Origin of the sequence: Kitasatospora sp. NPDC056184, from assembly GCF_042268405.1 — a bacterium.
Taxonomy (GTDB): Bacteria; Actinomycetota; Actinomycetes; order Streptomycetales; family Streptomycetaceae; genus Kitasatospora.
Genome location: NZ_JBHJUI010000001.1, coordinates 126720 through 140066 on the forward strand (window position 1 = coordinate 126720; position 13347 = coordinate 140066).

3 protein-coding genes are annotated in these 13347 nt (G+C 75.9%); 1 reads left to right on the forward strand and 2 read right to left on the reverse strand.

Going from position 1 to position 13347, the window contains the following annotated elements; all coding sequences use genetic code 11:
• Positions 1 to 28 precede the first annotated feature (28 nt).
• Together ACFC0B_RS00450 and ACFC0B_RS00455 are read right to left on the reverse strand one after the other, a co-directional pair.
• Positions 29 to 11302: an SDR family NAD(P)-dependent oxidoreductase gene (locus ACFC0B_RS00450; protein WP_376080084.1), complete on the reverse strand. Its 11274-nt coding sequence runs from the start codon at positions 11300 to 11302 to the stop codon at positions 29 to 31.
• A gap of 232 nt (positions 11303 to 11534) precedes the next feature.
• Positions 11535 to 12326: a thioesterase II family protein gene (locus ACFC0B_RS00455; protein ID WP_376080086.1), complete on the reverse strand. Its 792-nt coding sequence runs from the start codon at positions 12324 to 12326 to the stop codon at positions 11535 to 11537.
• Positions 12327 to 12554: 228 nt separating this feature from the next.
• On the opposite strand from ACFC0B_RS00455, the gene ACFC0B_RS00460 reads away from it, so the two are divergent.
• Entirely contained in the window at positions 12555 to 13346 is a 792-nt protein-coding gene (locus tag ACFC0B_RS00460) for an ABC transporter ATP-binding protein (RefSeq protein ID WP_376080088.1), read from the forward strand.
• Position 13347 lies beyond the last annotated feature (1 nt).

Consider the following 13347-nt stretch of genomic DNA (forward strand, 5'->3'; position numbering starts at 1 on the left):
AACGACGCGTGGCTGGCCCGACCCACCCCTATTCGGACCGGCCCTGCCCCAGTTCTGCGGTGAGCCACGCGGACACCGCCTCGGCGGTGGACGGCGCGTCGTCCGCGACGATGCTGAAGTGGTCGCCGGGCACCGTCCGCACCTGGTCGGCCAGGCTCCAGTCGGTGCGCCAGGCGTCCGGGTCCGTGCCGGGCTCCGTGGTGGCGGCCGGGTCGTCGGACCCGATGGCGAAGCGGCGCTCGGGGCGCAGCAGCACGGTGGAGGCGGCGAGCCCGGTGACCGGGACGGTGGGCAGCAGCTCCATGTAGCGCGCCATCGCGGTCAGCTTGGTGCGGTCGAGGGCCTCCTGGTCCGACTCCTGCCGGAGCATGCCGGCGGCCATGTCGACCACGGTCTCCGCCCGGGACTTCGCCGACTCGGCGGAGCCGGTGGCGTCGCCGGAGGCCGCGCCGCCCACGGGGTAGGTGTCCAGCAGGAGCACGGTCGCCGGTCCCCGGCCGAGCGCTTCCAGCCGGGCCGCGACCGCGTAGGCGAAGACGCCGGCGGAGGAGTAGCCGAGCAGCGCGTAGGGGGTGTCGTCGGCGGCCTCCAGGACGCCCGCGGCGAGGACCTCGACCACGGCGTCCGCCGTCGCCGGGAGCGCCTCGTCCGGCAGGAAGCCCGGCATCGGCAGGACGGACACCTGGGCCGCCTCGCGCAGCCGGGCCGCGATCCTGGCGTACTGGTAGGCGCCGCCCATGGCCACCGGCGTGGACAGGCAGAGCAGTCGGGGCAGGCCCGCGCCCTCGCTCAGCCTGACGGCGGCGGGTGCCGCGCCGAGGTCGGCCAGCGAGCCGAAGGAGGCGCGCAGGTTGGCCGCCGAGCCGAGCACGGCCAGGCCCTCGCGGGTCTTGCCGGCCTGGACGGCCTCGACGAACAGCCGGCGCAGCCCGTCGGAGGCGGGGTCGGCGGCGGCCTGCGCGGTGCCGCTCGCGGCTCCGTCCGGTCCGGTGCCGCCGGGTGCGGCGGTACCGGCGAGTTCGGACAGCAGGTGCGCGGCGAGCGCCTCGGAGTCCTGGAGGTCGAAGACGACGGTCGCGGGCAGGCGCAGTCCGGTGCTGGTGGCGAGCCGGTTGCGCAGGTCCACGGCGGTCAGCGAGTCGAAGCCCAGTTCGAGGAACGGCCGGTTCGGGTCGACGGATCCGGCGCCGGAGTACCCGAGCAGCTGCGCGACGTTCTCCAGGACCAGGTCGCGGACCGCTTCGGCCCGTCGGGCGGCGGGCATGGCCGCGAGGCGGCGGCGCAGGTCGGCCGGGTCCGCCGGGGCCGCGGCGGCGGCCGCCGAGCGCCGGGACGGCGCGGCCAGCGCCCGCAGCAGGTACGGCGTCTCCGTGGTCGGCGACGTGCCGGCGGAGAGCAGCAGCTTGGCCGGCACCAGGAAGGGCTCCGGCCGCACGGCGGCGACGTCGAGCAGGTCCATGCCCTCCTCGGCGGAGAGCGCGCCCATGCCGGCCCGCGCCATCCGGGCCTGCTGCGCGCCCGAGAGCGTCGCCGCCCACAGGCCCCAGGCCAGCGACTGGGCGGGCAGCCCGTGGGCGCGGCGGTGCGCGGCCAGGGCGTCCAGGAAGGAGTTGGCGGCGGCGTAGTTGCCCTGGCCCGGGTTGCCGAACAGCCCGGAGGCCGAGGAGAAGAGCACGAACGCCGTCAGGTCGGCGCCCCGGGTCGCCCGGTGCAGGTTGAGCGCGGCGTCCACCTTCGGGCGCAGCACGGTGGCCAGCCGCTCCCCGGTCAGGGCCGTGACGGCGCCGTCGTCGAGCGCCCCGGCGAGGTGCACGACCGCGGTCAGCGGGTGCTCGGCCGGGATGCCCGCCAGCAGGGCGGTCACGGCGTCGGCGTCGGCGAGGTCGCAGGCCGCGGCCTCGACGTGGGCGCCGAGCCCGGCGAGTTCGGCCGCCTCCTGCGGCAGGGTGCCGCCGCGGCTGACCAGCAGCAGGCGGCGCACGCCGTGGGCGGTGACGAGGTGGCGGGCCACCAGGGCGCCGATGGATCCGGTGGCGCCGGTGAGCAGGGTGGTGCCGTCGCCGCCGAAGGCGCTGCCGACCGGGGCGGCCCCGGCGTCCGCCGCCAGGGCGCGCGGCCGGACCAGTCGGGGGACGGACGCCGCTCCCGCGCGGATGACGGCCTGCGGTTCGCCGGAGGCGACCAGGGCGGCCAGCAGCGCGTGCGAGGCGGGGTCGTCGTCCAGGTCGGCCAGCACGAAGCGGCCGGGGTGCTCGGACTGGGCCGAGCGGACCAGGCCCCAGACGGCGGCGCCCGCCAGGTCGGTGACGTCCTCGCCGGGCAGCGCCACGGCGCCGCGGGTCACGAGGACGAGCGGGCCCTGCTCGGGCGCGGGGTCGGGGCCGGTGTCGTCCCGGTCGGCGAGCTCCCGGTGCAGCAGGTCGAGGACCGCGCGGGTCGCCCGGTGGACCGCGTCCGCGTCCGTCCCGGGGACCGGCTGGTCGACGGTCCGCACCGGCCGCGGCCCGTCGTCGGCGGCGAGGGCGGCGGGCAGCCAGTCGACGCCGAACAGCGACTCGTGCCGCCCGGCCGCGGCCGGCCTGCCCAGGTCGGTCCCGCCGCGCAGCAGCAGCGACTCGACCGCGGCCACCGGCGCGCCCGCCTGGTCGGCCAGCGTGATCGACACCGCGCCGCCGCCGAGCGGGCTCACCCGCACCCGCACCTTGGTCGCGCCGGTCGCGTACAGCTCGACGCCGGACCAGGCGAACGGCAGTCCGCGGGTCACCTCGCCCTCGGACAGCGCGATCGCGTGCAGGGCGGCGTCCAGGACGGCCGGGTGCAGGCCGAAGCCGAGCACCTGCGCGCCGGGGGAGTCGTCCAGGCCGACCTCGGCGTACACGTCCTGGCCCAGCGACCAGGCCGCGCGCAGCCCCCGGAACAGCGGGCCGTAGCCGAGACCGGCCTCGGCCATGCCCGGGTAGAGCTCGTCGAGGTCCAGCGCCTCGGCGCCGGCCGGCGGCCACTCGGCCATCGGGGCCGGGCGGGCCTCGGCGTCGGCGGCGAGGGTGCCGGCGGCGTGCCGGGTCCACGGGTCCTGGGCGGTGGCCCGGGAGTGCACGGCCACCGGCCGCCGGCCCGCGCCGTCGGGGGCGCCGACCACGATCTGGAGCTGGACCTGGGCCCTGCCGCGTTCCGCCAGGATCAGCGGCTGCTCCAGGGTCAGGTCCTCCAGCCGGCGGCAGCCGACCTCGTCCCCGGCCCGGACCGCGAGCTCCACGAAGGCCGCACCGGGGAGCATCACGGCCCCGCCGACGCGGTGGTCGGCCAGCCACGGGTGGGTGCCGAGCGAGAGCCGGCCCATCAGGGCGACCCCGTCGGAGTCCGCGAAGCCGACGGCGGCGCCGACCACCGGGTGGGCGACCGGCTCCAGGCCGGTGGCGGCCAGGTCGCCGCCGCCCCGCAGGGCCTTCGGGTCCACGTCGGGCCAGTAGCGCCGGCGCTGGAACGCGTAGGTGGGCAGCGGCACCCGCCGCGCGGCGTGGCCGGCGAACAGCAGGGCGCCGTCCAGCCCGAGCCCCTCGGCGTACAGCCGGGCCGCGGCCCGGTGCACGGAGAGCGCCTCGGGCCGGTCCTTGGCGAGCAGCGGGACCATGACTGCGCCGCCGTCGGGGTCGCCCAGACAGGCCTGGGCGAGGGCGCTGAGCGTGCCGTCGGAGCCGAGCTCGACGAACCGGGTGACCCCGGCCTCCTCCAGGCTGCGGACGGCGTCGAGGAAGCGGACCGTCTGCCGGCAGTTCGCCACCCAGTACTCCGGGGTGCCGAGCTCGCCCGCGTCGGCGAGCCGCCCGGTGACGGTGGACGCCACCGGGATGCGCGCGGCCCCGTAGGACAGGCCGGCCGCGATCTCGCGCAGCTGGTCCAGGATCGGGTCCATCTGCGGCGAGTGCACCGCCTGGTTGATGGTCAGACGGCGGGTGCGGCGGCCGAGTCCGCTCCAGTGCGCGGCCAGTTCCAGCACCGGCGCCTCGTCCCCGGAGATCACGACCGACCGCGGCCCGTTGACCACGGCGATGCCGACCCGGTCGCCGAGCAGTGCCTCGACCTCGTCGGGCGCGGCCTCGATCGCGACCGCGGCGCCGCCGGTCAGGCCCTCCATCAGGCGGCCGCGGTGCGCGGTCAGCCGGACCGCGTCCGCCAGCCCGAGCACCCCGGCGGCGTGCGCCGCCGCCAGCTCGCCGACCGAGTGCCCGAGGACGAAGTCGGGCTTCTGACCCCAGGATTCGAGCAGTCGGAAGAGCGCCGTCTCCAGCGCGAAGACCGCGGCCAGGGTGTAGCCGGTCCGGTCGATCAGGGCGGCGTCGGCCGAGTCGGGCCCGGCGAGGACCACCTCGCGCAGGTCGTGCTCCAGGTAGGGGCCGAAGGCCTCGGCGACCTCGTCGAAGGCCCGCGCGAACGCGGGCAGCGCGGCGTACAGCTCGCGGCCCATGCCGGCGCGCTGGATGCCCTGGCCGGGGAAGAGGAAGGCCGTCCGGCGGCCCGTGCGCGCCGCGCCCCGGACCACGCCCGGCGCCTCGCGGCCCTCGGCCAGCGCGGCCAGGCCGGCCAGCGCCTCCTCCCGGTCGGCGCCGACCACGGCCGCCCGGTACGGCATGGCGGAGCGGGACGCGGCCAGGCGGTGGCCGACGTCGGCCAGGTCCAGCCCGGGGTGGGCGAGCAGATGGGCGTGCAGCCGCCCGGCCTGGGCCGGCAGCGCCTCGTCGGTGCGCGCCGAGAGCAGCAGCACCGGCGTCGCGCCGACCGGGGCGGGCCGCGCCTCCGCTCCCGGCTCGTCCTGCTCGTCCGCCGGGGCCTGCTCGATGATGACGTGCGCGTTGGTCCCGCTGTACCCGAAGGCCGAGACGCCGGCCCGGCGCGGGTGGCCGTTCTGCTCCCACGGGACGTTCTCCGCCAGCAGTCTGACCTGCCCCGCCGACCAGTCCACGCTGCTGGTGGGCACCTGGGCGTACCGCGAGCGGGGGAGCAGCCCGTGGCGCAGCGCCAGCACCATCTTGATCACCCCGGCCACACCGGCGGCGGCCTGGCTGTGCCCGATGTTGGACTTGACCGAGCCGAGCCACAGCGGCCGGTCGGCCGGCCGGTCCTGGCCGTAGGTGGCCAGCAGGGCGCCGAGCTCGATGGGGTCGCCCAGGGTGGTGCCGGTGCCGTGGCCCTCGACCGCGTCCACCTCGGCGGGCTTCAGGCCGGCCACGGCCAGCGCCCGGCGGATCATCCGCTCCTGGGCCACGCCGTTCGGCGCGGTCAGGCCGTTGGAGGTGCCGTCCTGGTTGACCGCGGTGGAGCGGACCACGGCGAGCACCTCGTGGCCGCGGCGCCGGGCCTCGGAGAGGCGTTCGAGGACCAGCACGCCCACGCCCTCGGACCAGCCGACGCCGTCGGCCTCGTCCGAGTAGGCCTTGCACCGGCCGTCGGGCGAGGAGCCGCCCTGGATGTCGGACAGGGCAAAGGCCTCGGGGGAGGCCAGCAGGGTGACGCCGCCGGCCAGCGCGAGCGAGCAGTCGCCGTTGCGCAGCGCCTGGGCGGCCATGTGCAGGGCCACCAGGGAGGAGGAGCAGGCGGTGTCGATCGAGACCGCGGGCCCTTCCAGGCCCAGCAGGTACGAGACCCGGCCGGAGACCACGCTGCCGAGCGTCCCGGTGCCCCGGTGGAAGAGGTTGTCCGGGAGTAGCCCGGCCGGGCCGGCGTCGTAGTCGCTCTGCATCGCCCCGGCGAAGACGCCGGTCGGGCTGCCCTTGAGGGCGACCGGGTCCAGCCCCGCGCTCTCCAGCGCCTCCCAGCACACCTCCAGGAACTTGCGCTGCTGGGGGTCCATCATCAGAGCCTCGTTCGGGCTGATCCCGAAGAAGGGCGCGTCGAAGTCGGTGGCGTCGCGCAGGAACCCGCCCTCCGGCTGCTTGCCGGTCGCGGCCACCAGCTCGTTCCAGTAGTCCATGTCCCAGGCGCGGTCGGCCGGGAAGGCGGAGACCGCGTCGGTGCCGGCGGTCACCAGCCGCCACAGGTCGTCGGGCGACTCGACCCCGCCGGGGTAGCGGCAGGCCATGCCGACGATCGCGATCGGATCGCTCTCCGCGCTCTCGGGCAGCGGCTGCTCCGGTTCGTCGGCGAGGGTGCCGAAGATCTCGCCGTGCAGGTGCCCGGCCAGCTCGCGGGCGGTCGGGTGGTCGAAGACCACGGTCACCCGGAGCCGGACGCCGGAGGCGGCGGTCAGCCGGTTGCGCACCTCGACCGAGGTCAGCGAGTCGAAGCCGAGGTCCTTGAACACCCGGTCGGCGTCGACCAGTTCGGGCCCGGCGTAGCCGAGCACCGCCGCGACGTGCACCCGCACCAGCTCGGTGAGGGCGGCGAGCTGCTCGGCGCGGGGCAGGCCGGCGAGGCGGGCGCGCAGCGGCTCGGCGCCGGCCTGCCGGTCCGCGGCCGGCCGCCGGACGGCGGGCACCAGGCCGCGCAGCAGGTCGGGGAAGGCGTCGGGGTCCGCGCGCAGGGCCGCGAGGTCCAGCCGGATCGGGACCAGCACGGCCTCGTCCAGGCCCGCGGCGGTGTCGAAGAGATCCAGCCCCTCCTCGGCGGACAGCGCGCCGGCGGCGCCCTTGCCGGTGCCGCCCATGCTGTCGGACAGGGCCCACTGGCCCCAGGCGAGCGACTGGGCGGGCAGCCCCTGGGCGCGGCGGTGCGCGGCCAGGGCGTCGAGGAAGCTGTTGGCGGCCGCGTAGTTGGCCTGCCCGGGGGCGCCGAGCACACCGGCCGCCGAGGAGAAGAGCACGAACGCGGCCGGCTCGTGGGACGCGGTCAGCTCGTGCAGGTGCCAGGCCGCGTCGGCCTTGGCGGCCAGCACGGCGTCGAAGCGCTCCGGGGTCTGCGAGGCGAAGGTCCCGTCGCGCAGGACGCCGGCCGTGTGCACCACGGCCGCGATGTCCCGCTCGGCGAGCAGGGCGCGCACGGCCTCGCGGTCGGCGAGGTCGCAGGCGGCGACCTCCGCCTCCGCGCCCAGCTCGGCCAGCTCGGCGACCAGCTGCGCCGCGCCCTGCGCGTCGGCGCCGCTGCGGCTGACCAGCAGCAGCCGGCGGATGCCGTGCCGCTCGACCAGGTGCCGGGCCAGCAGACTGCCGAGCGCGCCGGTACCGCCGGAGATCAGCACGCTGCCGTGGTGCGCCGCCGCGACGGCCCAGGTCTGCCGCTCGCCCTCGGCGGCGGGCAGCGCCCGCACCAGGCGCGGGACCCACAGGTCCGTGCCGCGGACGGCGCTCTCGGCCAGGCCCGCCGCCACGATGCCCGGCAGCAGCCCGGAGACGTCCTGCCCGTCCTCGGCGTCCACCAGGAACAGCCGGCCCGGGTACTCGCTCTGGGCGGAGCGGATCATGCCGTGGACCGCGGCGCCGGCCAGGTCGGCCGGGTCCTCGCCGGGCAGCGCCACCGCGCCGCGGGTGACCAGCACCAGCTGGGAGGAGTCGAACCGGTCCTGCGCGAGCCAGGACTGCACGGAGGCCAGCACCCGGTGCGCCGCCGACCGGGCCGCGTCCGCGTCCGGGCCGCCGTCGACCGGCAGCACGAGGATCGGGGGCACCCGGTCGGCCGTCCCGGCCTCGTCCAGCAGCGCCACCTCCGCCCCGGTGGTCTCCGACCGCGCCGGAACGCCGCGCCGGGTCCACTCGGCCCGGTACAGCAGGTCGCCGCCGCGCCGGGACGGGCCGTCGGCGTCCGCCGCGGAGAAGGTCCGCAGCGTCAGTGATCCGACCGAGGCGACGGGCAGCCCGGCCGCGTCCGCGATCTGGAGGGAGACGGTCTCGGCGCCGTCGGCGGACGCCCCGGCGGCGCGGGTGATCCGCACCCGGACCGTGGGCGCGCCCGCGGCGAACAGCTCCACGTCGGACCAGGTGTACGGCAGGGCCGCGCCGCCCCCGGCCGCGTCCGGGCCGTCCGCGCCGAGCAGGCCGATCGCGTGCAGCACCGCGTCGAACACCGCCGGGTGCAGGCCGAAGTCGGGCGCGTGGTGCCGGACCTGCTCGGGCAGGGCCGCCTCGGCGAACACCTCGTCGCCGCGGCGCCAGGCGGCGCGCAGCCCCTGGAACACCGGGCCGTAGGCCAGACCGCCCGCGGCGGCCAGGTCCTCGTACATCCCGTCCAGGTCGAGGGCCTGCGCCTGCTTCGGCGGCCAGGCGGTGAGGTCGAAGGCCGACCCGCCGTCCGCCGCGGCGAGCAGTCCTTCGGCGTGCTGCGTCCAGGGCTCCTCGATGTCCGGCCCGTCGGGCTGGGAGAAGACGGCCACCGGCCGGGCGCCGTCGGCGTCCGGGTTGCCGATGCTCACCTGGATCCGGACGCCGCCCTGCTCGGGCAGCACCAGCGGCGCCTGGAGGGTCAGTTCCCGTACCGCGGTGCAGCCGACCCGGTCGCCCGCCCGCAGCGCCAGCTCGACGAAGGCCGTCCCGGGCAGCAGCGTCCGGCCGCCGACCCGGTGGTCGGCGAGCCACGCGTGGGTGGCGGCGGCGAGGCGGCCGGAGAGCACGATCCCCTCGGAGTCGGCGAGCACGGTGGCCGCGCCGAGCAGCGGGTGGTCGACGGCCTCCAGGCCGAGCGAGGACGGGTCGCCGTCCGCGGAGTTGGACTCCAGCCAGAAGCGCTGGCGCTGGAAGGGGTAGGTGGGCAGGTCGGTGGTGCCGGTGCCCGGGTAGAAGACGGGCCAGTCCACGGCCGTGCCGTCGGCGTGCAGCGCGGCCAGCACCGTGACGACCGACTGCTCCTCCGGCCGGCCCCGGCGCAGCGACGCCACGGCCCGCACGGCGTCGGGGTCCTCCAGGCACTGTCCGGCCATGGCGGTGAGGACGGCGTCGGGGCCGAGTTCGAGGAGGCGGGTCGTGCCGGTGGTGGTGAGGGTGGTGACGGCGTCGGCGAAGCGGACGCTTTCGCGGACCTGGCGGACCCAGTACTCGGGGTCGCTCAACTCGCCTTCGGCGGCGGTCTTCCCGGTGAGGGTGGAGACCAGGGGGATCGTCGGCTCGTGGTAGGTGAGGGTGGCGGCGACGGTGCGGAACTCCTGGAGCATCGGCTCCATGAGGGCGGAGTGGAAGGCGTGCGAGACGGTGAGGGCCTTGGTGCGTTCGAAGCCTGCCGCGACCTTTGCCACCGCCTCCGTGTCGCCGGAGACGACGACGGCGCGGGGGCCGTTGACGGCGGCGATGTCGACGCCGGGTACCAGCGCGGCGCGGATCTCGTCCTCGGTGGCGACGATCGCGGTCATGGCGCCGCCGGCGGGCAGGGCCTGCATCAGCCGGGCCCGGGCCGCGACCAGGGTGCAGGCGTCCTCCAGGGACCACACCCCGGCCGCGTAGGCCGCCGCGAGTTCGCCGATCGAGTGCCCGGCGACGTAGTCGGGGGTGACGCCCCAGGACGCGAACAGGCGCAGCAGGGCCGTCTCGACGGCGAACAGCGCGCACTGCGCGTAGCCCGTCCGGTCGAGCAGGCCTTCGTCGGACGGGGACCACATGACGTCCTTGAGCGGGCGCTCCAGTCCCTTGTCCAGGATGGCGCAGACCTCGTCCAGGGCGGCGGCGAACACCGGGAACGCCCGGGACAACTCCTCGCCCATGCCCACGCGTTGCGAGCCCTGGCCGGTGAACAGGAACGCCGTCCGCCCGGCCGTGTGCGTCCCGTGGACGATGCCGGGGGCATCGGTTCCGGTCGCCAGCGCGGTCAGGCCCGCGAGCACCTCCTCGCGGCCGGAACCGACCACAACCGCGCGGTGCTCGAAGTGCGTACGCGCCGTCGCCAACGACCTCCCGACCAAAGCCAGTTGATCGTCCGAAACGCTCTCAAAGCGATCCAGCAGCAGCCCCGCCTGCGCCCGCAGCGCCTCCGCGCTGCGCCCCGATACCGGCCACGCCAGCACACCGGAAGGAGCCGGCGCCCCGTCGCCGCCGGTCGCGGCGTCCTCGTACTGCTCCAGGATCACGTGCGCGTTCGTCCCGCTGAGCCCGAACGCCGACACCGCGGCCCGCCGGGGCCGGCCGGTCTCCGGCCACGGCCGGCGCTCCGTCAGCAGCCGGACGTTCCCGGCGGTCCAGTCCACGTGCCGGGTCGGCTCGTCCACGTGCAGGGTCTGCGGCAGCACACCGTGGCGCAGCGCCATCACCATCTTGATGACGCCGGCCACACCGGCCGCGGCCTGGGTGTGGCTGAGGTTGGACTTCACCGAGCCGAGCCACAGCGGGCGGTCCTCCGGGCGGTCCTGCCCGTAGGTCGCCATCAGCGCCTGTGCCTCGATCGGGTCGCCGAGGGTGGTGGCGGTGCCGTGCGCCTCCAGCGCGTCCACCTGGTCCGCCGAGAGCCGGGCGTTGGCCAGGGCCGCCCGGATCACCCGCTGCTGGGAGGGGCCGTTCGGGGCGGTCATGCCGTTGGAGGCGCCGTCCTGGTTCACCGCGCTGCCGCGGATCACCGCGAGCACCGGGTGCCCGTTGCGCCGGGCGTCGGACAGCCGCTCCAGCAGCAGCATGCCCGCGCCCTCGGACCACCCCATGCCGTCCGCCGACTGCGCGAAGGAGTGGCAGCGGCCGTCGGAGGCCATGCCGCGCCCGGTGCTGAACTCCGCGAACATCCGGGGCGTCGACATGATGCTGACGCCGCCGGCCAGGGCGAGCGAGCACTCGCCCTGCCGCAGCGACTGCGCGGCCATGTGCAGGGTGACCAGGGAGGACGAGCAGGCCGTGTCGACGGTCACCGCCGGGCCCTCCAGGCCGAAGTGGTAGGACACCCGGCCGGAGACGACCCCGGAGGAGCCGTAGCTGCCCGGGTAGTCGTGGTACATCACGCCGTTGAACACGCCGACCTGGCTGCCCTTGACCGACTGCGGCGGGATGCCGGCCCGTTCGAACGCCTCCCAGGAGGTTTCCAGCAGCAGCCGCTGCTGAGGGTCGATCAGCAGCGCGTCGCGCGGCGAGATGCCGAAGAACCCGGCGTCGAAGTCGGGGGAGTCGTGCAGGAAGCCGCCCTCGGTGACGTAGCTCGTGCCGGGCCGCTCGCCCGTCGGGTCGAAGAACCGGTCCAGGTCCCAGCCGCGGTCGGCGGGGAACGGGCCGACCGCGTCGACCCCGTCGGCCACCAGCTGCCACAGCTGTTCGGGCGTGGCCACCTCACCGGGGAAGCGGCAGGCCATGCCGATGATCGCGATCGGCTCCCGCGGGGCGTCGGCCAGCTTGCGGTTCTGGTCGCGCAGGCGCTCGGTCTCCTTGAGCGAGACCCGGAGGGCGTGGAGCAGCTTGTCTTCGGGCTTTTCCATGTCGCCCTCACCCTTCAATCAAGTATCGGCGAACCTGGTGCACGTGCCTCACACTAGGAGCGCCGAAAGGCGTCTCCCTACCCCTAGCCGACCCCGGGCCGGGCCCCTGAGAACCCGGCCGCGCGGGGCCCGGCGAAGGCGTCGCCGGGCCCCGGCGCACGGTCCGGCCTGCGATGATCCGGCGCCCCTACGGAGCGTGGGCGCCGACCCCTGGGTGGAATCCGGCGCGGTGTCAGGGGTGCTGCGGTGCGGCCGCCCAGGCGCGCATCCGGTCCCGGACCGACGCCAGCACGGCCGGCGCCTGCTCGGAGAGGTAGAAGTGTCCGCCGGGGAACTCCTCGATCCGGCACTCGGCCGTGGTGTGCCGCTCCCAGGCGAGGTTCTCCTCGGGGCTGGTCATCTCGTCGCTGTCGCCGGTGAGCACCTGGATCGGGCAGCCGAGCACCGGACCGGTGTCGGCGCGGTAGGTCTCCACCGCCTTGTAGTCCCCGCGCACCGCCGTCAGGACCATGCCGAGCAGGTCCTCGTCGTCGAGCACCTCGTCGCCGGTGCCGCTCAGCTCCCGGAGGGCGCTGATGATGCCCTGGTCGTCGCGCCGGTGCACGGCCTCGTCCCGTACGGTGGACGGAGCGCGCCGGCCGGAGGCGAACAGCCCGAGCGGCTCGACGCCCTCGGCCTGCAACCGCCGGGCCACCTCGTAGCCGACCAGGGCGCCCATGCTGTGGCCGAACAGGGCCAGCGGCCGGTCGCACCAGGGGCGCAGTTCGGCGGTGATCAGCTCGGCGAGGGCGCGGACGTCCTCGACCACCGGCTCGCTGCGCCGGTCCTGGCGGCCGGGGTACTGCACGGCCAGGACGTCGATCTCGGGAGCCAGCGCCCTGGCGACGGGGAAGTAGTAGGTGGCGGCCCCGCCGGCGTGCGGCAGGCACACGAGCCGGACGGCGGCGTCCTCGGCGGGCTGGAAGCGGCGGATCCAGGCGCCCAGGTCGGGGGCCCTGTTCTGGGTCGGTGCGTTGGTCGTCATAATGCCTCGAATCTGGCAGCCGCACCGGGGCCCTTCAACCCCTATCGGGCGGGCCCGCGCCAGGGGTGCCGGGCCACCGTCCGGCCGTATCGGCCCAGTTGGGGCGGGCCCCGGCGGGGAGTGGGGTGTTAGCCCTACCATCGGCGGGGAGTTTCCACCCCTGACTCTCGGCGGTCCGCGCGCGATGCTCATAAGCGTCAGGAATTGCGCCCGACGAGATGAGGAATGATGAACCGAGTAGGCGCCCTGGGCCGTCCGGTCGTGGGGGACGTACTCCGGCTGACTTCGGTCAGCAAGGTCTACGACAGGACCGGCGTCCCGGTCAGCGCGCTCAACAATGTGAACCTGTCCATCGCCGCCGGCACCTTCACCGCGATCATGGGGCCCTCCGGGTCCGGCAAGAGCACCCTGCTGCACTGCGCCTCGGGGCTGGACCGGCCGAGCAGCGGCGAGGTGAGCATCGCCGGCCAGCCGATGGCCTTCGGCAACGAGACGGACCTCACCAGGTTCCGTCGCGGCCGGATCGGCTTCGTCTTCCAGCAGTTCAACCTGCTGCCGTCGTTGACCGTCCGTCAGAACATCACGCTGCCGCTCCGGCTGGAGGGCAAGCGGGTGGACCGGCAGCGGATGGCCGCCGTGGTGGACCGGGTGGACCTGACCCACCGGCTCGACCACCACCCGGCCCAGCTGTCCGGTGGCGAGCAGCAGCGCGTGGCGATCGCCCGGGCCCTGGTCACCAACCCGCAGATCATCTTCGCGGACGAGCCGACCGGCGCGCTCGACACCCACCGGGCCGGCGAGGTGCTCGACCTCTTCGACCAGGCGGTGCGCGAGTTCGGCCAGACGGTGATCATGGTCACCCACGACCCGATCGCCGCCTCGCACGCCGACCTCGTGCTGTTCCTGGTCGACGGCCGGATCGTCGACGAGATGGCCCGGCCGACCCCGGCGGCCGTCGCCGAGGAGATGGCCCGCCTGGGTGAGGAAGTCGCCCGCCGTCACGCCCGATCGGAGTCCTGAT